This window comes from Stenotrophomonas beteli (genome assembly GCF_001431665.1).
GTDB lineage: Bacteria > Pseudomonadota > Gammaproteobacteria > Xanthomonadales > Xanthomonadaceae > Stenotrophomonas > Stenotrophomonas beteli.
Genome location: NZ_LLXV01000001.1, coordinates 14,541 through 36,188, shown reverse-complemented (window position 1 = coordinate 36,188; position 21,648 = coordinate 14,541). Strand labels below are relative to the sequence as shown.

Below are 21,648 nucleotides of genomic sequence, written 5' to 3'. Positions count from 1 at the left end.
GCGCGCAGCGCGGGTTCTCTGCGATCGCCACGAAGAGCAGCCGAGCATGGGCTCGGTTCTACAGCAGGGTTTACGGCGAAGGCTTCGCCAGCGCCTTTGCCTTCGCGTACAGCGCCTTGGCAATCTCTGCATCACCCAGCGCCGCATGACACTCGGCCAGGCTGTCCCACGCGTTGGCCGAATCCGGATACAGCTCGGTGTTCAGCGCGAACACCTTCAGTGCCTTGCGTGCGCCGAGGCTTTCGCGGATGGCATAGCCATCACCATTGATCGCACGTTCCAGTTCATCTGTGGGAACGCCATTGCTGTCGCGCAGCCAGCTACGCATCTGCGTTTTTGCATCGATGCTGTCATCCAGCGCATACGCGATCAGCCGCTCGGACAGCACCGCATGCGGAAACTCCTGCGGCGCGGCGACCGCCATCGTGCTCTCCACCAGCGTGCTGGACCAGACATTGCGGGCGCTGCCGTTGGTCAGGTACACGAACACCCAGTAGCCGCCGGCCAGCGTGCCTTTGTAAGCCAACCGCGCACGAACGCGGGTGCCGCCATCATGGCCGACCTGGGTGTAGCCGTCGCTGCGGGTGGTGTCCCAGCCAGTGGAGAAAAAGTTGCTGCCGCCACCGTTCAGTTTCTGCGGCTGCCAGAGTTTTTCCAGGGTCGCCGTGCGCAGCAGCCTGCCGGTCGCCAGCGCCTGCAGGAAGCGGTGCATGTCGCCCACGGTGGTCTGCAGGTCGGCATGGCCCCAGCCGTAGTTGGGCCAGGGATCTTCATTGGCCGGCTGCAGCTGGCTGTCCTTGCCGATGTACGGTACCGCCGCGCGCTCGGCGGGCACGCTGGCGACGCCCCACGAAGTGCTGGTCATCTTCAGCGGCTGCAGGATGCGTTCGCGTGCGATGGCCGGGTAGGGCTTGTGGTAATGCGCTTCCAGCAGGGCGGTCAGCACCAGGTAGTTGGCCTGGGTGTACTGCACGCGGCTGCCGGTGGCGAACTGCATCGGTGCCGCGCCGGCCACCTTCAGTGCAGCGCCAAGGTCAGGGGCTACACCGGGGTAGCCCTTGCTGACCCAACGGTTGTCCACGCGGTCGTAGTACTCGCCGATGCCCGAGCTGTGGTTGAGAAAGTCGCGTACGCGGATCGCCTGCCATGCTGACGGCAGGTCCGGCACATAGCGGCTGGCTGGTGCATCCAGATCCACCTTGCCCTGATCCACCAGTTGCATCACCAGCGTGCTGGTCAGCAGCTTGGCCATCGACTGCGCGGCGAAGATGGTCTCGACGGTGGCGGGCGCATGGGCAGCGGGATCACGTTCACCGCTGGCGCCCTGGTAGAGCACCTGGCCGTTGTGGGCAACCAGCGCCGCTTGCCCGGCGATGCCGTAGCGCTCGCGGTTGGTCTGCAGTTGGGTGTTGAGCTGAGTGGAGAGAGCGGTGGGGACGTCACGCGCCGAAGCGGGCGGAATCACCAATAGCGTGCAGAGCAATGCGGCAGCGAGCGTGCGGTACATCGCGGTGATCCATCAGCGGTGATGGCGCATGTTGGTCACGACGGAAGAGCGGGTCAAGCATGTAGAACCGAGCCCCTGCTCGGCTGCCTTCGGGTCAGGCGTCGCGGGCCCGGACGCATTGAGCCGAGCATGGCTCGGCTCTACAGGTGCCTTGCGGTAGTGCCGGCCGCTGGCCGGCACCCCTTGGATCAGCCCAGAATCCCCGGCAGATCCAGTCCCTTTTCCTTCGCGCAGTCGATCGCGATCTCATAGCCCGCATCGGCATGGCGCATCACGCCGGTGGCCGGGTCGTTCCACAGCACGCGGCCAATCCGCTTGGCCGCTGCCTCGGTGCCGTCGCAGACGATCACCATGCCGGCGTGCTGCGAGAAGCCCATGCCGACGCCGCCACCGTGGTGCAGCGAGACCCAGGTTGCGCCACTGGCGGTATTGAGCAGGGCGTTCAGCAGTGGCCAGTCGGACACCGCATCGGAGCCGTCGGCCATCGCTTCGGTTTCGCGGTTCGGCGACGCCACGCTGCCGCTGTCCAGGTGGTCACGGCCGATCACCACGGGCGCCTTCAGTTCGCCGTTGGCCACCATCTCGTTGAACGCCAGGCCCAGACGATCGCGATCACCCAGGCCGACCCAGCAGATGCGTGCCGGCAGGCCCTGGAACTTGATCTTCTCGGCCGCCATGTCCAGCCAGCGGTGCAGGTGCGGGTTGTCTGGAATCAGTTCCTTCACCTTGGCGTCGGTCTTGGCGATGTCCTCCGGGTCGCCACTCAGCGCGGCCCAGCGGAACGGGCCGATGCCACGGCAGAACAGCGGGCGGATATAGGCCGGCACGAAACCGGGGAAATCGAAGGCATTGGCCACGCCTTCCTCCAGCGCCATCTGCCGCAGGTTGTTGCCGTAGTCCACGGTGGGCACGCCCAGCGCGTGGAAGCCGAGCATGGCGCGGATGTGGTTGGCCATCGAGGCACGCGCGGCCTTCTCCACTTCCTTCGGTGCACTCACGCGCTTCTCGTCCCACTGCTCGACCGTCCAGCCCTGTGGCAGGTAGCCATTCACCGGGTCGTGCGCAGAGGTCTGGTCGGTCAACAGGTCCGGCTTCACTCCGCGCGCCAGCAGTTCGGCCAGCACATCGGCGACGTTGCCGAGCAGGCCCACCGACTTCGGCGCACCAGCCTTGCACGACTCGTCGATCAGGCGCAGCGCTTCGTCCAGATTGTCGGTCCAGGTGTCCAGGTAGCCGGTGCGCAGGCGCATGTCGATGCTGCTCTTGCGGCACTCGACGGCCAGGCAGGAGGCGCCGGCCATCACGGCAGCCAGGGGCTGTGCGCCACCCATGCCACCCAGGCCGCCAGTGAACAGCCACTTTCCGGTCAGGTCGCCACCGAAATGCTGGCGCCCCATTTCAACGAAGGTCTCGTAGGTGCCTTGCACGATGCCCTGCGCGCCGATGTAGATCCAGCTGCCGGCGGTCATCTGGCCGTACATGGCCAGGCCCTTCCTATCCAGCTCGTTGAAGTGGTCCCAGTTGGCCCAGCGCGGCACCAGGTTGGAATTGGCGATCAGCACGCGCGGTGCATCGGCGTGGGTGCGGAATACGCCCACCGGCTTGCCCGACTGCACCAGCAGGGTCTGGTCATCGTCCAGGCGCTTGAGCGTCTCGACAATGGCATCGAAGCTTTCCCAGTCGCGTGCGGCGCGGCCGATGCCGCCGTACACCACCAGTTCCTGCGGGCGTTCGGCCACATCCGGGTGCAGGTTGTTCATCAGCATGCGCAGCGGTGCTTCGGTCAGCCAGCTCTTGGCATTGAGCGTGGTGCCGGTCGGCGCGGCGAGGGTGCGGGACGGGTCGTTGCGGGTCATGCGGCGCTCCGGTTCGTAGCGAATTCAAGGCAGGCATTGAGCACCTGCGCCAGCGTGTGGCGCAGCGGTGCGGCGTGGTCGGGGTCGAGCGGGGTGGGCCAGCTGTGCTCGTCCACCTGGTCGGGCAGGGGCTCGTGCATGTAGCCACGGCAGGCCAGCTCCATCTGCAGGCTGTGCACGCCGCCGGCGACGTTGCTGTAGTGACGGGTGATCCAGCCGCCCTTGAAGCGGCCGTTGCGCACCTGGCTCATGCCGCTGATCTTCAGCAGGTTTTCCACCACATCGCTCAGGGCGTTGTCGCAGGACGTGTCGGGCGCGCCGGACGGGCCGGCGGTGCCCAGGTTGAACTGCGGCAGCTCACCGTCGAACAGATGCGGGATGTGCGAGCGGATCGAATGCGCGTCATACACCACCACGGTACCGTGGCGAGCACGCAGGCGGGTGATCTGCGAAGCCAGCGCATCGTGGTAAGGCAGGAAATACGTGTCGCGGCGGCGCGCGATTTCCGCGTCATCCGGTTCGCGCCCGGCGTGGTACAGCGGCTGGTTGTCGAAGGTGGTCAGCGGGCACAGGCCGGTGGTGTTCTGGCCCGGGTACAGTGACACCCCGCTGGGATCACGATTGAGATCGATCACCGAACGCGAGATCGCCGAGCGCACCGTGGTCGCGCCCATGCCACGCACGAAGTCGTACAGCTCATGCACCCACCAGTCGGCATCGCGGCGGGCCAGCCACGGCGAGTGGTAGTCGCCGATCAGGTCGTGCGGCAGCTCGCTGCCGGTATGCGGGAAGCTGACGATGAGGGGGGCGTCGCCCTCGTGCACCGTCAGCCATTCGGGATGGGTATTCATGCCTGCGGTTCCACGGTTGGCAGCAGGTCGGTCAGGCCCTGCGCCAGCGCGCCACTGCGCACCAGATTCGTGGCAATCACCATGTCCGGGTGGAAGTAGCGGTCTTCTTCCAGCGTCGGCACCTGCGCACGCAGGGTGGCGCGCACGCTTTCCAGTGCGGCACTGGAGCGCAGCGGGGCGTGGAAGTCGCAGCCCTGTGCGGCGGCCAGCAGCTCGATGCCGATCACATTGGCGGCGTTCTCGGCCATTTGCAGCAGGCGGCGCGCGCCATGTGCAGCCATCGACACATGGTCTTCCTGGTTGGCCGAGGTCGGGATCGAATCAACACTGGCCGGGTAGGCGCGCTGCTTGTTTTCCGAGACCAGCGCGGCGGCGGTCACCTGCGGAATCATGAAGCCGGAATTCAGGCCCGGGCGCGGGGTCAGGAACGCCGGCAGGCCGGACAGTGCCGGGTCGACCAGCATCGCCAGGCGGCGCTCGCTGATCGAACCGATCTCGCACACCGCCATCGCCAGCATGTCGGCGGCGAAGGCCACCGGCTCGGCGTGGAAGTTGCCACCGGACAGCGCTTCGCCGGTATCAGTGAACACCAGCGGATTGTCGGACACGCCGTTGGCTTCGATTTCCAGCGTGGTGGCGGCCTGGCGCAGGATGTCCAGTGCGGCGCCCATCACCTGTGGCTGGCAGCGCAGGCAGTATGGGTCCTGCACGCGCACGTCGTTGTCGCGGTGCGATTCGCGGATGTCAGAGCCCTGCATCAGCGTGCGCAGGGTGGCGGCGGTGGCGATCTGCCCGCGCTGGCCGCGGATGGCGTGGATGCGGGGGTCGAAGGGCGTGTCGGAACCCTTGGCCGCTTCCACCGACAGCGCGCCGGTGACCAGCGCGGCCTGGAACACAGTCTCGATCTCGAACAGGCCCGCCAGCGCATAGGCGGTGGAGAACTGGGTGCCGTTGAGCAGCGCCAGGCCTTCTTTCGCGCCCAGTTCGATCGGCTGCAGGCCGGCGCGTGCCAGCGCATCGACCGCCGGCAGGCGCTCGCCGCCGATGAAGGCTTCGCCGACGCCCAGCATCACGCTGGCCAGGTGCGAGAGCGGTGCCAGGTCACCCGAGGCACCGACCGAGCCCTGCGCGGGCACCACCGGCAGCACGCCCTTGACCAGCATCGCTTCCAGCAGCAGCAGGGTTTCCTCGCGGATGCCCGAAGCCCCCTGCGCCAGGCTGACCAGCTTCAGCGCCATCATCAGGCGCACCACGCTGGCTGGCATCGGTTCGCCCACGCCGGCGGCATGCGAGAGGACGATGTTCCGCTGCAGGGTGGCCAGGTCCTCGCGCTCGATGCGCACGCTGGCCAGCTTGCCGAAGCCGGTGTTGATGCCATACACCGGCGCGCCCTTGGCGACGATGGCAGCGACGGCCGCAGCACTGGCGCGCACCACCGGCAGCGCGCCAGGGTCCAGTGCCAGCGGCGCACCGCGATAAACCTGCCGCCACTGGGCGAGAGTGACATGGCCGGGGCGAAGTACCAGGGTGTTGCTCATGTGTTGCTCCAGGAGGCAGGCAGGTCGGGCTGTCCGCGCACCACGCGCGCGTGCAGCGGGTTGAATCCAATGCGATAGACCAGGTCGGCGGGCGCGTCGATGTCCCAGATCGCCAGGTCGCAGTCCAGGCCCACGGCGAGGCGGCCGATGCGGTCGCTGCGACCGAGCGCACGCGCCGCTTCACGGGTGAAGCCGGCGATGCACTCGTCCACGGTCAGGCGGAACAGGGTGGCGCCCATGTTCATCGCCAGCAGCGGGCTGGTCAGCGGCGAAGTGCCGGGGTTGCTGTCGGTGGCCAGCGCCAGCGGCACGCCGGCCGCACGCAACGCCGCGATCGGCGGCAGGGTGGTATCGCGGGTGAAATAGAAGGCGCCGGGCAGCAGCACGGCCACGGTGCCGGCGGCGGCCATCGCGGCGATGCCGGCGTCGTCCAGATGTTCGATATGGTCGGCTGAGAGGGCACCGAAGCTGGCGGCCAGTTCGGCGCCGTGCTGGTTGCTCAGCTGCTCGGCGTGGATCTTCACCGCCAGCCCGTTGGCGCGCGCCGCTTCGAAGACCTGCCGCGCCTGCGCCGGCGAGAAGGCGATGTTCTCGCAGAACACGTCCACCGCTTCGGCCAGGCCTTCGGCGGCGATGGCCGGAATCATCACGTTGCACACCTCGTCGGTGTATTCCTGTGCTTCGCGGCCTGGCGGAATCGCGTGTGCGCCGAGGAAGGTGGTCACCACGTTGACCCGGCATTGCTCGCCCAGCGCGCGCGCGACCTGCAGCTGCTTGCGTTCGTCGGGCAGGGCCAGGCCGTAGCCGGACTTGATCTCCAGGGAGGTCACGCCCTCGGCGCGCATCGCCAGCAACCGTGGGCGGCTTTCGCGGGCCAGCTGCTCTGGCGTGGCGGCGCGGGTGGCGCGCACGGTGGAGACGATGCCGCCGCCGGCACGGGCGATGTCGGCATAGCTGACGCCCTGCAGGCGCTGCTCGAATTCGTTGGCGCGGTTGCCGGCGTAGACCAGGTGGGTGTGGCAGTCGATCAGGCCCGGCGAGATCCAGCGGCCCTCGCCGTCGATGCGGGTGGTCGGCTGCAGGTGGGCATCGCTGCCGGCCGCGCCGACATGGGCGATGCGGCCGTCGGCGCAGGCCAGGACGCCATCGCGGATGACACCCAGCCCTTCGCCATCGAGGGTGATCAGGTGGACGTTGGACCAGAGAGTATCGACGTGCATGGCATCCACAACGCGGCTGTGCTTATATGTCTATACAATATAGGTGTCCATTTCGGGTTGTCCAGCCATGTCCGATTCGCGTTCCCCGCACTGTTTCCATGCCGCCCATGCCCTGCTGGCCGACGGCTGGGCCCGTAACGTCCGCCTGCAGGTGCAGGACGGCCGTATCGCCGCGATCAGCATCGGGCAGGGCGCGCAGGACGGTGATACCCGCGTCGGCCTTCTGGTGCCGGGCCTGCCCAACCTACACAGCCACGCGTTCCAGCGTGGCATGGCGGGCCTGACCGAGATCGGCGGCGGTGACGGTGACAGCTTCTGGAGCTGGCGCGAGCTGATGTACCGCTTCCTGGCCCATCTGCGCCCGGACGCGGTGCAGGCCATTGCCGCCCAGGCCTACATGGAAATGCTGGAAAGCGGCTTCACCCGCGTCGGCGAATTCCATTACCTGCACCACGGCGCCGACGGCCACGCCTACGCCAACCGCGCCGAAATGAGTGCACGGATTGCCGCCGCCGCCGACCAGACCGGTATCGGCCTGACCCTGCTGCCGGTGTTCTATGCACATGCCGATTTCGGCGGGGCGCCGCCGAATCCAGCGCAGCGCCGCCTGATCCACGATGTGGACGGTTTCGCGCAGCTGCTGGACGCCGCCAAGCCGGCGTTGGCCGCGTTGCCCGACGCCGTGCTCGGCATCGCCCCGCACAGCCTGCGTGCGGTCACCGGCGAGGAATTGAGCGCGCTGCTGCCGCTGACCGACGGCCCGGTGCACATCCATATCGCCGAGCAGGTGCGTGAAGTCGAGGCCTGCCTGGCCTGGAGTGGCCAGCGTCCGGTGCAGTGGCTGTACGACCATGCGCCGGTGGATGCGCGCTGGTGCCTGGTGCATGCCACCCATATCACCGATGACGAGCGCGCCGCCATCGTGGCCAGCCAGGCGGTGGCGGGCCTGTGCCCGATCACCGAAGCCAACCTGGGCGACGGCCTGTTCCCGATGCAGGCGTTCGCGCGCGAGGGTGGCCGCTTCGGTGTCGGCTCCGATTCCAATGTGTTGATCGATGCGGCCGAAGAACTGCGCCTGCTCGAGTACGGCCAGCGGCTGACCCTGCGCGGGCGCAACGTACTGGCCCCGGATGCCACCCGCAGCACCGGCCGCTTCCTGTTCGAGGGGGCGCTGCTCGGTGGCGCACAGGCGCTGGGCGTGGCCGCCGGCCTGCAGGTCGGCGCCAGTGCCGACCTGGTCGAACTGGATGCCGGGCACCCGGCGCTGCAGGCGCGACAGGATGACGCATGGCTTGACAGCTGGGTGTTCGCCGCACGTAATGGCGCGCTGCGATCGGTCTGGCGCCATGGCCGCCAATGCGTGGCCCAGGGCCGCCACCTGCAGCGCGAGGCGATCACCACCGCCTTCGCCGCCGCCCTGCGTGGCGTGCTGGGCTGATCGCCTCCCGCTACCGAGACCCCATTACGTGAAGGCCAGCAAGTCCGCCACGCTCAACCAGCGTATCCGCAGCGATCTGGAAAGCCGCATCCTCAGCGGAGAATGGGCGCCGGGATTCCGGATTCCGTACGAGCACGAGCTGATGGAGCAGTACGGCTGCTCGCGGATGACAGTGAACAAGGTGCTGACCGCACTGGCCGAGAGCGGCATGATCGAACGCCGCCGTCGTGCGGGTTCATTCGTGGCGCGGCAGCCACCGCACCTGGAACAGGTGGCGCTGGAGATTCCCGATATCGCGATGGAAGTCGGCTCGCGCGGACACCAGTACGCCTATCGTCTGCTGCAGCGCGAGCTGCGCCTGGCCGATGCCGGCAATGCCGGCGAGGTGGAGCTGGCCGGCCAGGAAAACCTGCTGGCGATGCGCTGCCTGCATCTGGCCGATGGTCGCCCGCTGGCGTTGGAGCATCGCCTGATCAGCCCGGTGGGCGTGCCCGAGGTGCTGGACGTCGACTTCGGCATGACCGCGCCGGGCAGCTGGTTGCTGCAGAACGTGTCGTGGACCCGTGCCCAGCACCGCATCAGTGCCTGGGGCGCGGATACTGCCACTGCCAAGCTGCTTGATGTGAAGCCCGGCACCGCCTGCCTGGTGATCGAACGCCTGACCTGGCGCGGCGAACAGCCGATCACCCGCGTGCGCCAGGTGTTCCTCGGCGACGCCTGGGACCTGGTCGCGCGCTTCGCGCCGGGCGCGCGGTAGGGATTCCATCCACGCATGGCGTGGATCTACGGACACCCCATCAATACGTAGCGCACTGCCGCCAGCGCACCGGCTCGTCCACGCCGGGGCGGGCATTGAGCTGGATCCGGACATTGCGCAGGGCCGGGTAGTGCAGCACTTCCTCGCAGACCAGCGGCCATACCGCATCCAGTTCGCCGGTGCGGTTGATGGCCAGGGTCTGGCGGGTGAGCCAGACGCCGCTGGCGATGCCGGGCTTGCCAGCCAAGGCACGGGCCAGATCGGCCTGGTAGCGATCCAGGGTGGCTGCATCCGGGTTGGGGTTGCTGTGCGCATCGGTGGGCGCCGGCGCGGCCGCGGAGACCTGCGTGGGCAGGGGGGGCATGGCAACCGGCGTGGCCACCGGAGCCGGTTGGCGGGCCGGTTCAGCAGGCACGGTCGGGGTCACCGGCGCCGCAGCAGCCGGTTCGGCGCTGTCCCTATGCAGGCCCTGCAGACCCACGCCCACCAGCAGGCCCAGAGTGACCGAGCCCAGCGCGGCGATAGCGATCCGGCGCAGCGCCTCGTGGCGTGCACCGGCACGCACGCGCGTCTCGATGTCACCTGGCAGGTAAGGCTGCAACAGCGGCCACAGGCGCGGACCATCCAGCACTTCAACGGCCTGCTTCTCGGCGGCGGCGCGGCCGTCGCGTTCGATCCGCCCCTCGGTCAGCAGCACGCCGCCCCTGGCGCCGGCCAGGCGCGCGGCGGCGCCCAGTTCGTTCACTGCGGCAGTGCCGATACGGTAGGCCAGGCCGTGCTTGCATGACACCAGCCACTGGTTGGGGCCGTCGCTGAGCACGAAATCGCTGCTCGGCTCACGCGCGTCCTCGGCCGGATCGTTCAGTTCGCGCAACCCGCGCTGCTCGCGAAGCATGCGCTTGACCAGCACCGAGAATTCGCGCCAGTGCATCCCTGCCAGGGCCTGCAGACCGAGCTGCATCTCCTTCTGGCGCCGCTTGATCCACCACAGATAGACAACGGCCAGGGAACAGACAAGCAGGGCCGACAGCAGGGCCAGAATCCAGGGGAGCATGCGGGAGGTGCGCGGAAGGGGGAGTGCGGAAGACGACAGTGTAATGGTCGCACCGCCCCGCTGGGTCAGGAGGTTCCTGACACCAAATGTGATCAAACGCTCAGATCGGCGTACTGCAGGCACGAAAAACCCGCCAATCCTGAAGCCGTGAGGGGAGGGAACAAACGGCAGCCGAAGCGATTGGCGGGTTGCTCGCGATTGTCAACCAGATTTTATTGCATTGCAACAATCGCCGATCAAGGCACGCTGTCCGGCGACTGATGGCTGCCTGGTGCGGGGGCGTCTGCACCCGAAGCTGCCCGGTTTTCCAGCTTGGCCAGGCGCGCATGCAGGGCATCGATGCGGGCTTCCAGCGCGGTCACTTCGTCGGCGGTGGGCACATGCAGGCGCTTGAGCACACCCTGCACCTGGTCCTCGAATGCCCTCTCGACCTTGTTCCAGGTGCCGGAGGCCTTCTCACGCGCTTCGTCCAGTGACGATTCAACGTTGTCGCGCCAGCCCGGGCCCTGGTCGCCCTGGCGCTCACGGCGGCGGGCTTCCCAGGCTTCGCCTTCTTTCACCAGGCCATCGAAGAAGCGGCTGCCTTCGGCCTGGGCGCGGCCCAGAGCACCGAGCCCGGCCAGCCAGACCTGCTGGGCCGAATCGCTCAGCTTGCGCGAGAAGCGCTCGGCCTGGTCGCCAAACGAGGCGTCGTCGTCGCGGCGGTCGTCGTTTTCGTAACGGTTCATCGCACTTCCCGTGGGAGTTGGGCCTGCCCCGAGAGTAGCGCGCGATGGCGTTGTACGACCGTGACGGCCGCCGCAGGGATTCAGCCCAGCTTTTCCTTCAGCACGCGCTGGATCTCGCCTTCCACCATGCCTTTCATCGCCGACAGCAGGAAGCCCAGCTTGGCGGTGACGCGCACGGCGCCCGGCTGCAGCTCGATCGCACCGTCCACGCCGCTGCCGGAGAAGTTCAGCACATCGGCGGTCCAGGACGACTTCAGGCCGAAGCGCTCGGACAGCTTGGCGGCGACCTGCTCGATCGCGGCGCGCGCCTGTGCGTCGGGCAGGGCGTGGGCGTGGCGGACATCGATGTTGGACATGCAGGCTCCTGGCGCTGGGCGGGGATGATCAGAGAGGGCGAGCATTGTGCGCATCGGGGGCGTCCGCGCCAAGCACTCATCGCAGGTTCTTCTTCGTTGGCGGCCAACCTGCTAGGCTGCGCCGCGTGCAGAACCTGCTTGTTCACTTCAGTCAACAACAACAGCCCGACCAGCCCCTGCGGCCCGGGGTGCAGCGCATCGTGCGCCAGGCCAACGGCAGCGTGCGGCTGGGCGATGCCGGTCACGGTGCGCTGTTGCTGGCGCAGTTCTGCATGGACGATCGCGGCCTCTGGCTGCAGGTCGGCAACGGTATCCGCGGCATCCACGTGAACGGTCGGCCGGTGCGTCGGATGGCGCTGTTGCGTGCAGGCGATGCGGTGTACGTCGATGGCGTGGAGATGGTGCTGCAGGGCGAGGTCGAGAGCCTGCTGCAGGCGCCTGCGCCGAAGCATGATGAGGCCAGCGACGAACAGCAGCGCCTGCTGCGCGGGGTCGGCGGCCTGCACCATGGACGCAGCTTCACGTTGTCGCGTGCACGCCTGATCGGCCGCGGCAACGACGCCGACATCGCCATCGACGATCCGGCCTTCGCCGAACAGCATGCGCGGGTGGAAGTGCACGGCGAGCGCGTACTGCTGCGCGACCTCGGCAGTGCCGACGGCACCCGCGTCAATGGCGTGGCCGTGCGCCACTGCTGGCTGCAGGCCGGCGACCAGGTGGTATTCGATGGCCAGCACCGTTTCGTGCTGGAAGTGCCGCACGACCCGCGTCGGCGGTCGCAGCCGGACGAGGACGACGCCAGTCACGAGGCCGAGCAGGCGCCAGTGATGCCTGCTGCGCCACGCAAGGTCCGGCGCTGGCCGTGGCTGCTGGTCAGTGCACTGCTGCTGGCCGCGCTGCTCAGCCTGCTGCTCTGGTTCGGCGCGCGCTGATCTGAATCCGCTGGGTCTGCCCTGGTAGATGCCGACCTTGGTCGGCACGTTCCATCAGGGGTCATGAAGCCTGGCAGCGCACGGCTTTGGTAGGTGCCGACCTTGGTCGGCACGCTCTCCAGGAGGGAATGACGCCTGACGGCGTACGCCGGCCAAGGTCGGCGACTACCGGGGCCATGCTGGCGGCCAATGGATTCCAATGAAACCAAATTTCCCTTGCCGCACAAGGCCGCAAGGCTGGTGCACTGCGGCATACTAGGGGTCTTGCCCCACAGGTGTGACATGACGCGCGCGTTCAACTTCAGTGCCGGCCCTGCAACCTTGCCGGAATCGGTCCTGCGCCAAGCGCAGGCGGAAATGCTGGACTGGCACGGCTCAGGTGCCTCCATCGTGGAAATGAGCCATCGCGGTGCGGAATTCATGTCCGTGGCCGCCGAGGCCGAGGCCGACCTGCGTCGCCTGCTCGATATCCCCGACGACTACGCGGTGCTGTTCCTGTCTGGTGGCGCCACCACCCAGCAGGCGCTGATCCCGCTCAACTTCGCCAGCCCAGGCCAGCGCGCCGACTACGTGGTCAGCGGCCACTGGGGCAAGACCGCGGTCAAGCAGGCAGGCGTCTACGTGGACGTCAATATCGCCGCCAGCAGCGAGGCCGATGGCTATCGCACCTTGCCGCCGCGCGCGGACTGGCAGCTCTCGCCCGATGCGGCCTATGTGCACATCACCGCCAACGAGACCATCCATGGCGTCGAGTTCGGTGATGTGCCCGATACCGGTAATGTGCCGCTGATCGCCGATTTCAGTTCGTCCATCGCCAGCGAGCCGCTGGATGTGCGCCGCTACGGTGTGATCTATGCCGGCGCGCAGAAGAACCTGGGCCCGGTCGGCATCGCGGTGATGATCATCCGCCGCGACCTGCTCGAACGCAGTGGCCAGCCGCGCGCGGACATCTTTGATTACCGCTCGCACGTTGCCCGCGATTCGATGCTCAACACCCCGCCGACCTGGAACTGGTATCTGGCCGGCCTGGTGTTCAAGTGGATGCTGGCCGAAGGGGGCGTGACTGAATTCGCCCGGCGCAACGCCGCCAAGGCGGCGCTGGTCTACGGCGCCATCGATGGTTCCGGCGGCTTCTACCGCAACGAGGTCGCACACGCCGCGCGTTCGCGGATGAACATCCCGTTCTTCCTGCCCAACGCTGATCTGGATGCCCGTTTCGTTGCCGAAGCCAAGGCCGCCGGCCTGCTGGCGCTGAAGGGCCACAAGGTGGTCGGTGGCATCCGCGCTTCGCTGTACAACGCCCTGCCGCTGGCCGGGGCCGAGGCGCTGGTCGCCTTCATGGCCGATTTCCAGCAGCGTCACGGCTGAGCAATGAACGGCGCGCACCGTCGGGTGCGGGCCCCGCAACAAGGAATTCCGATGGCAAGCAGCAAATCCAGCAAGAAGGCGCCGAAGAAGGCCGAACCGGCCAAGGACAGTGCCGCGCCCAAGCGCCTCGCCAAGAGCAAGGCCGCATCCAATCCGGCGCCCACCCTGGCGCCACTGGCACTGGCCGACGTGCGTTCGAAGATCGACCAGATCGACCGCGACATCCAGAACCTGATTGCCGAGCGCGCGCGTTTTGCCCACCAGGTCGGCAAGGCCAAGGGCAAGCTGGCCGCCGCCGTCGATTACTACCGCCCCGAGCGTGAAGCGCAGGTGCTGCGCATGGTGGTGGACCGCAATGAAGGCCCGCTCAGCGACGAGCTGCTGGTGCATGTCTATCGCGAGATCATGTCGGCCTGCCTGGCCCAGCAGGAGCCGCTGAAGATCGGCTACCTCGGCCCGGAAGGTACCTTCAGCCAGCAGGCCGTGCTCAAGCACTTCGGACGCTCGGCGCTGGGCCTGCCGATGGCCAGCATCGAAGAGGTGTTCCAGGAAGTGGAAGCCGGCAACGCCGATTTCGGCGTAGTGCCGGTAGAAAATTCGGGGCAGGGCACCATCCAGATCACCCTGGACATGTTCCTGACCTCCAACCTGAAGATCTGCGGTGAAGTGGAACTGCGCGTGCAGCAGTACCTGATGTCGCGCAGCGGCCGCATCGAGGACATCGAGCGCATCTATGCGCATCCGCAGTCGTTCATGCAGACCTCGGCCTGGCTGCGCGCCAACCTGCCGAAGGCCGAGAAGATCCCGGTGTCGAGCAATGCCGAAGGTGCGCGCCGGGCGCGCAATGCTGACGACGCGGCGGCCATCGGTGGCGAAAGTGCCGGCCACGTATACGGCCTGAAGAAGGTGGTCACCAAGCCGATCCAGAACGATGCCGACAACACCACGCGTTTCCTGGTGGTCGGGCGCAACATCTTCCCGACCTCCGGCCACGACCGCACCTCGGTGCTGGTGTTCATCCATGACAAGCCCGGCGCGCTGTTCGATGTGCTCAGCCCGTTCGCCCGCCACGGCATCAGCATGAACCGCATCGAGTCGCGCCCGTCGCACCACGGCAAGTGGGAATACGGCTTCTTCATCGACCTGGCTGGCCACATCGACGATGCGCCGATGCAGGCCGCGCTGGCCGAACTGGAAGCGCACTCGGCGCAGATCAAGGTGCTGGGTTCCTATCCGGTGGCCGTACCCTGAGTGATGCCGCGGTGGCTGTGGCCGCCGCTCCCTGATGCATCGCCGGCATTGCCGGCGTTTACGGAATGATCGAACGATGAGCAACGCGCAACACTGGATCGCCCGCAAGGGCCAGCCGCTGCAGGGCAGCCTGACCATTCCCGGCGACAAGTCGGTCTCGCACCGCTCGGTGATGTTTGCTGCGCTGGCCGACGGCACCTCGCATATCGAGGGCTTCCTGGAGGGCGAAGATACCCGCGCCACCGCGCGCATCTTCAGCCAGCTGGGCGTGCGCATCGAAACGCCCAGCCCGTCGCAGCGCATCGTCCATGGCGTTGGCATCGACGGCCTGAAAGCGCCGGATGCAGCGCTGGACTGTGGCAATGCCGGCACCGGCATGCGCCTGCTGGCCGGCCTGCTGGCCGGGCAGGCGTTTGACTGCACGCTGATCGGCGATGAGTCGCTGTCCGGTCGTCCGATGCGCCGCGTGACCGGCCCGCTGTCGCAGATGGGCGCGAAGATCGATACCCAGGACGACGGCACGCCGCCGCTGCAGGTGCATGGTGGCCAGGCGCTGCACGGCATCGACTTCGCCTCGCCGGTGGCCAGCGCGCAGATCAAGTCGGCGGTGCTGCTGGCCGGCCTGTACGCGCAGGGCGAAACCTGCGTGACCGAACCACATCCGACCCGCGACTACACCGAGCGCATGCTGTCGGCGTTCGGTGTGGACATCGAATTTTCACCGGGCAAGGCGCGCCTGCGCGGCGGACAGCGACTGCGTGCCACCGACATCGTGGTGCCGGCCGATTTTTCCTCGGCCGCGTTCTACCTGGTGGCCGCCAGCATCATTCCTGGTTCCGAGCTGCGCCTGAGGCAGGTCGGCCTGAATCCGCGCCGCACCGGCCTGCTGCACGCGCTGCGCCTGATGGGGGCGGATATCACCGAAGAGAATCCGGCCGAGCAGGGCGGTGAACCCGTCGCGGATCTGGTGGTGCGCTACGCCCCACTGAAGGGCGCCCGCATTCCGGAAGCGCTGGTGCCGGACATGATCGACGAGTTCCCGGCGCTGTTCGTGGCGGCGGCCGCCGCCGAAGGCCAGACCGTGGTCACCGGTGCGGCCGAACTGCGGGTGAAGGAATCCGATCGCCTCGCGGCGATGGCCAATGGCCTGCGCACGCTGGGCATGCAGGTGGATGAAACCGAAGATGGTGCCACCCTGCACGGCGGTGTGCGCCTGGGCAGCGGCACCATCGAAAGCCACGGCGACCACCGTATCGCCATGGCGTTTGCCATTGCCGGCCAGATCAGTGAGGGCGAGGTGCGCATCAACGATGTCGCCAATGTCGCTACCTCGTTCCCGGATTTCGATGGTCTGGCCCGCAGCGCCGGGTTCAACCTGGCCTGAGCGGCATCGGGACCGCCGGGCCATCCCCGGCGGATCGCATTGCCCGGTAGGTGCCAACCTGGGTTGGCACGCTTTCCGCACAAAAGGACGGAGGCCGAAGCCTCCGTCGAAACATCACGAACCCCTCGTCCGCGATCAACGCTGCTCGGTGCGGAAGTCCACCGGGACCCGCACCACGCTGGCTACTGCGCGGCCATCCTGCACCGCGGGCTGGAACTTCCAGTTCTGCACGGTGCTGAGCACCGCACGATCAAGATCACGGCTACGCTCGCCACTGCGCGAAACGATCGTCGCGTTGGTCACCTGGCCGCGGGTATCGACATTGAGGCTGGCCACCACGCTGCCCTGCACGCCATTGCGCAGTGCCGTTGCCGGGTAGGTCGGCTTGCTGTTGCTGGCCAGCGGGCGCGCCTCGCGGTTGCGCACCGCTGGTGCTGCGCGGGTGTGGGCGGCGGCCGGAGCCGCCTGCTCGATGGCAGGCGCGGCGGCATCGGCCATCGGCTGCTGCGCGGCCGGCAGCATGCGCTCGCTGACCGGCGCCGGTGCCACCTCGTCCGGGTTGGCGTGGCGCAGCCACAGCAGCGCGGCAGCAAACATCGCCGCGATCAGCGCGATCCACATCCAGGGCGACGTCGGCCGCTGCTGCGCGTGGGTGTCGTGCGTCGAATGAAGGTTCTCGTGGGTGGCGGCGGTCATCGCAAACTCCTTCCGTCAATTGACGACGTGCAGAGTGTTGCCCGAGCCGCGGTCCGGAAGTGTCAGTGCTGCGTCAACGCCACCGGCAGGGTTCAGTTTGCCTGCCGGACTACATTCAGTTACTGGGTCTTGAAGTCGAACGGCACTTCAATGCTGCCCGGTACAGGCTGGCCATTGCTGTGCGCCGGGGTGAAACGCCAGCGGCGCACGGCATCGGTGGCGGCACGGTCGAGCTCGCGTGAACCGCTGCGCTGGATGACCGTCGCGTTGTTGGGATAGCCGGTGGCGTCCACATCCACGCGCACCACCACGCTACCCGTCTCACCGGCGCGCAGGGCGGCGGCAGGGTAGGACGGCGGTGGCGACTGGCCGGCAATCGGCATCGGCTGGCTGTTGGCGGCCACGGCTGGCGCCGGGCCCGCAGCGGCCGGGGCTGCTTCGGCGACCGGGGCCGGCGGCGGGGCGGTTTCCACCAGCTTCGGTGCTTCTTCCTCCACCGGCGCCGGTTTGGCATCAGGCATGTCGCTGGACCCGGCGGCGGCGGCCAGTGGTTCCGGCAGCGGTTCCACCTGGGCGGTCTCCTGCGGGGTCTGTGCGGCCGGGTCGGCGCGGAAGAACTCCTTGTCGCGGCCGGTCAGCCAGACCACCACGAACAGCAGCACGCCCACGCCGAAGGCGATGCCGGCGATCTTCAGCGCGTTGCGCGGGATATGCACAGTGAACGACTTGGCGGACGACGAGCGGGGTGCAGACATGGACCGGACCAGTACGGAATGCCCCGATTCTGCCACGGCGGGAATGAACCGGGCGGCAGAAATCCGTATAACAGGCGATAATCCCATCCCTGACACCCACCACGACGCCTGCCATGCTTGATCCAGCCCTGCTCCGCCACCAGCCCGCCGACCTCGCCGAACGCCTGCGCACCAGCCGCGGCTTCGAGCTCGACGTGTCTGCCCTGGAGTCCCTGGAGGCTGATCGCAAGCGCATCCAGGTGCGGACCCAGGAGCTGCAGAGCCTGCGCAACAGCCGTTCCAAGGCCATCGGCCAGGCCAAGGCCAAGGGCGAGGACGTCTCGGCCATCATGGCCGAGGTCGCTGCCTTCGCCGATGAGCTGAAGGCCTCGGAAGTGGCCCTGGATGAGCTGCGCGAGAAGATCGAAGCGATCTCGATGGGCATTCCGAACCTGCCGGCCGATGACGTGCCGGCCGGTGCCGACGAGAACGACAACGTCGAGCAGGCGCGCTGGGGTACCCCGCGCCAGTTCGATTTCAAGGTGCTCGACCACGTTGAGCTCGGCGCCCGTAACGGCTGGCTGGACGGCGAGACCGCGGCCAAGCTGTCCGGTTCGCGCTTCACCGTGCTGCGTGGCCCGATCGCGCGCCTGCACCGCGCTCTGGCCCAGTTCATGGTCGACCTGCATACCGGCGAGCACGGCTACGAGGAAACCAACGTGCCGCTGCTGGTCAACGCCGATTCACTGCGTGGCACCAGCCAGCTGCCGAAGTTCGAGGACGATCTGTTCAAGACCGCCGTGGGCGACTCCACGCGTTACCTGATCCCGACCTCGGAAGTGCCGCTGACCAACATCGTGCGCGATGAGATCGTCGACGCCGAGCGCCTGCCGCTGCGCATGACCGCGCACTCGATGTGCTTCCGCGCCGAGGCCGGCAGCGGTGGCCGCGACGTGCGCGGCATGATCCGCCAGCATCAGTTCGAAAAGGTCGAGCTGGTCTCGATCTGCCGCCCGGAAGACAGCGATGCTGAACACCAGCGCATGACCCGTTGCGCTGAAGTGGTGCTGGAAAAGCTGGGCCTGCCGTACCGCAAGGTGCTGCTGTGCACCGGCGACATGGGCTTTTCGGCGGTGAAGACCTACGACCTGGAAGTCTGGCTGCCGTCGCAGGAGACCTACCGCGAGATCTCCTCCTGCTCCAACTGTGGTGACTTCCAGGCCCGTCGCATGCAGGCGCGCTGGCGCAACCCGGCCACCGGCAAGCCGGAGCTGGCGCACACGCTGAACGGCTCGGGTGTGGCCGTTGGCCGCGCGATGATCGCGGTGATGGAGAACTACCAGAACGCCGACGGCAGCATCACCGTGCCGGAGGCCCTGCGCCCGTACATGGGTGGCCTGGAAACCATCGGCTGATAGCCGGCGCTCCGCGCCGCCGCCCGAGCATGGGCTCGGGCGCTACAGAGCCGTGTAGAGCCGAGCCTATGCTCGGCTCTCCTTTATGGCCCGCAGCTTTTCCAACGGCACCCATCCCGGTTCGCCGGTCTCCGGCACGCACCATGCCCAGCCATTGAGCGTGCGCACCCCGCGCAGCGCCTGCCCGGGATCCACATCCAGCTCCCGCGCGCAGTAGTCCTCCGTGGCAAACACGCCACCCTGCGCATCGCGACCGATCACCTGCGCCGGCACGAAACCGGGCTGCTGCCCCTCGGCCTCGCACAGGAACCAGTCTTCCCAGCCCTCCGGGCCTTCATAACGCCCGCCCACCACCAGTGCCTGGCCACGGCGCAGGGTGATCGGGTGCGGAAATTCGCTGCGGTGCGCAGCCGTCACGATGTAGTTCATGACTCCAGCCTAGCGCGCCGCAAAAGAAAACGGCCCCGCAGAGCGGGGCCGCCAGGGTGGGCCAGGATGGGGGAGGGGATCCCGGCCCGCGTTCAGCGCCCAGACGAGGAGAGAGGGGCGCCGAACGTTGGAACGCGTTACGCCGCGACGGCTTCATCCGCTGCGTGCGACGGCAGTGCCGCCAGCGCGCCGGCAATGGCGTCTTCACGGTGCTGCGGCGAATAGGCGATGCCTTCGGCGCGCACGAACTCGACCTCGTTGATGCCCATGAAGGCGAACACCTGGCGCAGGAACGGCTCCTGGAAGTCGGCCGGCGAGTCGGTGTAGATGCCGCCACGGCTGCTGGCGATGATCACCCGCTTGCCACCGGCCAGGCCCACCGGGCCGTTCTCGGTGTACTTGAAGGTGCGGCCGGCCACGGCCACGCGGTCAATCCAGGCCTTCAGCGTGGACGGGATGCTGAAGTTGTACATCGGCGCGCCGATCACCACGATGTCGGCCTCCAGGAACTGCTGCATCACCTGTTCAGCGTCGGTCGCCTCGGCGGCGTCGGTCTTGGCCAGCGAGCTGCTGCGCAGGTGCGGTACCGGATTGGCGTCAAGATCGCGATAATCGACCTGCAGGCCGTCGATCTGGCCGGTGAAGCGGGCGACCACGGCGGCCGACAGCTGGCGCGAGACGGAATTGTCGCCAAGCACGCTGGCGTCGAGATGCAGAAGCTTCATGGCAGTCACCTATGTTCTGGGAGGAAGGGGCGGGGTGGCCCCGCCGATGGAGAGAACGATAGGTTGTTGCAAAGGCGGAATAAAGGTGATTGAATGCCACGTATTGTTCTAGATATGGAACTCGGGTATGCATGACCTGAATGACCTGTACTACTTCGCGATGGTGGTCGACCACGGCGGATTCGCCGCCGCCGAGCGCGCACTGGGGATTCCCAAGTCGCGCCTGAGCCGCCGTATCAGCCAGCTGGAAACCGACCTGGGCGTGCGCCTGTTGCAGCGCTCCACGCGCCGCTTTGCGGTCACCGACGTCGGCACCAGCGTGCACCGCCATGCGCAGACGATGCTGGCCGAGGCACAGGCCGCGCGCGAAGTGGTGGACCGCCTCAGCGCGGAACCGCGCGGCGTGGTGCGCGCCAGCGTGCCGGTGTCGCTGGCGCAGATGCAGCTGCCCAAGCTGCTGCCCAAGTTCCTTGAGCAGTACCCGAAGGTGCGGCTGCAGCTGAACATCAGCAACCGCCGCGTGGACATCATCAACGAGGGCTACGACGTGGCCCTGCGCGTGCGTTCGCGCCTGGACGACGACGGCAGCCTGGTGATGCGCAGCTTCGGCCAGGTGCAGGAACTGCTGGTGGCCAGCCCGAAGTACCTGGACCGCGCCGGCCGCCCCAAGGACCCGGAGGAGCTGACCCAGCACGTCACCCTCAGCATCAGCGAAGACGAAGCGCGCCAGCGCTGGGAACTGCATGGCCCGGAAGGCGAAGTGCGCCGGGTCGACCTGCAGCCGCGCGTGGCCGGCTTCGATTTCCCGCTGCTGCAGAGCATGGTGAAGGACGGTTTCGGCATCACCATGCTGCCGGAAACCGTGTGCGCCGATGCCGTGCGCAATGGTGAGCTGGAAGTGGTGCTGCCGGACTGGTCGCTGCCGCAGGGCGTGTGCCACGCCGTGTTCGCCTCGCGCCGCGGCCTGCTGCCGGCGGTGCGTGTGTTCATCGACTTCCTGGCCGAGCACCTGCCACCGCAGCTGGAGGCCTCGCGCCTGCATTGCGATGGTGCATGCGAGAAGGCCAAGGAGCGGATCAAGGCCAGCGCGCTGGGCGCGTTGGCGGTGGATGCCGGCTGAGGCCTGCTGTGGGGGCGCTGGGGGATGCCCGGCGCCACGCCGGTCTTGGGCAAATCGCCCGGCCGTGCGAGAATACGTGCCCGGCCAGCAGGCTGGGCCGATACGGAGAGATGGCCGAGCGGTTTAAGGCACCGGTCTTGAAAACCGGCGAAGGGTTAAACCTTCCGTGGGTTCGAATCCCACTCTCTCCGCCAAATTGTGCCCATGATTTCGACGGGCCATTTGGCGAGGACTCTGCGTCGTTTTCCCTTTTCATGGGGTTGCCATAGCTACGGCTCGTATGGTTCCA

20 protein-coding genes and 1 tRNA gene are annotated in these 21,648 nt (G+C 67.6%); 9 read left to right on the top strand and 12 right to left on the bottom strand.

Features of this window, described 5'->3' with window-relative positions:
- Positions 1 to 70: 70 nt before the first annotated feature.
- From ARC23_RS00160 to hutI, 5 genes are all read right to left on the bottom strand, one after another.
- Positions 71 to 1,507: a serine hydrolase domain-containing protein gene (locus tag ARC23_RS00160; RefSeq protein ID WP_057495345.1), complete on the bottom strand. Its 1,437-nt coding sequence runs from the start codon at positions 1,505 to 1,507 to the stop codon at positions 71 to 73.
- 188 nt (positions 1,508 to 1,695) lie between these two features.
- The gene (gene hutU / locus ARC23_RS00155) at positions 1,696 to 3,363 is read right to left on the bottom strand and encodes a urocanate hydratase (RefSeq protein WP_057495344.1); all 1,668 of its coding nucleotides are present in this window, start codon (positions 3,361 to 3,363) and stop codon (positions 1,696 to 1,698) included.
- Positions 3,360 to 4,214 carry an N-formylglutamate deformylase gene (hutG, locus tag ARC23_RS00150; protein ID WP_057495343.1) on the bottom strand — a complete coding sequence of 285 codons (855 nt, stop codon included), beginning with the start codon at positions 4,212 to 4,214 and terminating at the stop codon, positions 3,360 to 3,362. The genes hutU and hutG overlap by 4 nt, the downstream gene beginning before the upstream one ends.
- Entirely contained in the window at positions 4,211 to 5,752 is a 1,542-nt protein-coding gene (gene hutH, locus ARC23_RS00145; RefSeq protein ID WP_057495342.1) for a histidine ammonia-lyase, read from the bottom strand. Before hutH ends, hutG begins: the two co-directional genes overlap by 4 nt.
- Positions 5,749 to 6,972, bottom strand: a complete 1,224-nt coding sequence (gene hutI, locus ARC23_RS00140; protein WP_057495411.1) for an imidazolonepropionase — start codon at positions 6,970 to 6,972, stop codon at positions 5,749 to 5,751. Before hutI ends, hutH begins: the two co-directional genes overlap by 4 nt.
- Before the next feature lie 67 nt (positions 6,973 to 7,039).
- On the opposite strand from hutI, the gene ARC23_RS00135 reads away from it, so the two are divergent.
- Both ARC23_RS00135 and hutC read left to right on the top strand, forming a co-directional pair.
- On the top strand, positions 7,040 to 8,410 hold the full coding sequence (locus tag ARC23_RS00135; RefSeq protein WP_057495341.1) for a formimidoylglutamate deiminase: 1,371 nt from the start codon (positions 7,040 to 7,042) through the stop codon (positions 8,408 to 8,410).
- Between the two features lie 28 nt (positions 8,411 to 8,438).
- Positions 8,439 to 9,167, top strand: coding sequence for a histidine utilization repressor (gene hutC, locus ARC23_RS00130; RefSeq protein ID WP_057495340.1), 729 nt, complete (start codon positions 8,439 to 8,441; stop codon positions 9,165 to 9,167).
- 40 nt (positions 9,168 to 9,207) lie between these two features.
- Here hutC and ARC23_RS00125 read toward each other — a convergent pair whose 3' ends face one another.
- From ARC23_RS00125 to ARC23_RS00115, 3 genes are all read right to left on the bottom strand, one after another.
- The gene (locus ARC23_RS00125; RefSeq protein WP_057495339.1) at positions 9,208 to 10,221 is read right to left on the bottom strand and encodes a restriction endonuclease; all 1,014 of its coding nucleotides are present in this window, start codon (positions 10,219 to 10,221) and stop codon (positions 9,208 to 9,210) included.
- 236 nt (positions 10,222 to 10,457) lie between these two features.
- Positions 10,458 to 10,949, bottom strand: a complete 492-nt coding sequence (locus ARC23_RS00120) for a phasin family protein (protein WP_057495338.1) — start codon at positions 10,947 to 10,949, stop codon at positions 10,458 to 10,460.
- Positions 10,950 to 11,029: 80 nt separating this feature from the next.
- Positions 11,030 to 11,305 carry a polyhydroxyalkanoic acid system family protein gene (locus tag ARC23_RS00115; RefSeq protein ID WP_057495337.1) on the bottom strand — a complete coding sequence of 92 codons (276 nt, stop codon included), beginning with the start codon at positions 11,303 to 11,305 and terminating at the stop codon, positions 11,030 to 11,032.
- 125 nt (positions 11,306 to 11,430) lie between these two features.
- Here ARC23_RS00115 and ARC23_RS00110 point away from each other — a divergent pair, with 125 nt between their 5' ends.
- The 4 genes from ARC23_RS00110 (at position 11,431) to aroA (ending at position 16,240) form a co-directional block, all read left to right on the top strand.
- Entirely contained in the window at positions 11,431 to 12,237 is an 807-nt protein-coding gene (locus ARC23_RS00110; RefSeq protein ID WP_057495336.1) for an FHA domain-containing protein, read from the top strand.
- A gap of 282 nt (positions 12,238 to 12,519) precedes the next feature.
- Entirely contained in the window at positions 12,520 to 13,605 is a 1,086-nt protein-coding gene (gene serC / locus ARC23_RS00105; RefSeq protein ID WP_057495335.1) for a 3-phosphoserine/phosphohydroxythreonine transaminase, read from the top strand.
- Between the two features lie 51 nt (positions 13,606 to 13,656).
- Positions 13,657 to 14,856, top strand: coding sequence for a prephenate dehydratase (pheA, locus tag ARC23_RS00100; protein ID WP_057495334.1), 1,200 nt, complete (start codon positions 13,657 to 13,659; stop codon positions 14,854 to 14,856).
- A 76-nt stretch (positions 14,857 to 14,932) separates the two neighbouring features.
- On the top strand, positions 14,933 to 16,240 hold the full coding sequence (gene aroA / locus ARC23_RS00095) for a 3-phosphoshikimate 1-carboxyvinyltransferase (RefSeq protein ID WP_057495333.1): 1,308 nt from the start codon (positions 14,933 to 14,935) through the stop codon (positions 16,238 to 16,240).
- 135 nt (positions 16,241 to 16,375) lie between these two features.
- Here the strand turns inward: aroA and ARC23_RS00090 are convergent, their stop codons facing one another.
- Both ARC23_RS00090 and ARC23_RS00085 read right to left on the bottom strand, forming a co-directional pair.
- Positions 16,376 to 16,936 carry an energy transducer TonB gene (locus ARC23_RS00090; protein ID WP_057495332.1) on the bottom strand — a complete coding sequence of 187 codons (561 nt, stop codon included), beginning with the start codon at positions 16,934 to 16,936 and terminating at the stop codon, positions 16,376 to 16,378.
- A gap of 119 nt (positions 16,937 to 17,055) precedes the next feature.
- On the bottom strand, positions 17,056 to 17,691 hold the full coding sequence (locus tag ARC23_RS00085) for an energy transducer TonB (protein ID WP_057495331.1): 636 nt from the start codon (positions 17,689 to 17,691) through the stop codon (positions 17,056 to 17,058).
- Positions 17,692 to 17,804: 113 nt separating this feature from the next.
- On the opposite strand from ARC23_RS00085, the gene serS reads away from it, so the two are divergent.
- On the top strand, positions 17,805 to 19,085 hold the full coding sequence (serS, locus tag ARC23_RS00080; protein WP_057495330.1) for a serine--tRNA ligase: 1,281 nt from the start codon (positions 17,805 to 17,807) through the stop codon (positions 19,083 to 19,085).
- 66 nt (positions 19,086 to 19,151) lie between these two features.
- Here the strand turns inward: serS and ARC23_RS00075 are convergent, their stop codons facing one another.
- Both ARC23_RS00075 and ARC23_RS00070 read right to left on the bottom strand, forming a co-directional pair.
- A complete protein-coding gene (locus ARC23_RS00075) occupies positions 19,152 to 19,514 on the bottom strand; it encodes an SH3 domain-containing protein (RefSeq protein WP_057495329.1) in 363 nt (120 codons plus the stop codon).
- Between the two features lie 137 nt (positions 19,515 to 19,651).
- Positions 19,652 to 20,239: an FMN-dependent NADH-azoreductase gene (locus tag ARC23_RS00070; protein WP_014037684.1), complete on the bottom strand. Its 588-nt coding sequence runs from the start codon at positions 20,237 to 20,239 to the stop codon at positions 19,652 to 19,654.
- A 127-nt stretch (positions 20,240 to 20,366) separates the two neighbouring features.
- Here ARC23_RS00070 and ARC23_RS00065 point away from each other — a divergent pair, with 127 nt between their 5' ends.
- Both ARC23_RS00065 and ARC23_RS00060 read left to right on the top strand, forming a co-directional pair.
- Positions 20,367 to 21,359, top strand: a complete 993-nt coding sequence (locus ARC23_RS00065; RefSeq protein WP_049429058.1) for a LysR family transcriptional regulator — start codon at positions 20,367 to 20,369, stop codon at positions 21,357 to 21,359.
- 104 nt (positions 21,360 to 21,463) lie between these two features.
- Positions 21,464 to 21,553 (top strand) — tRNA-Ser (locus tag ARC23_RS00060).
- The last annotated feature ends 95 nt before the right edge of the window (positions 21,554 to 21,648 follow it).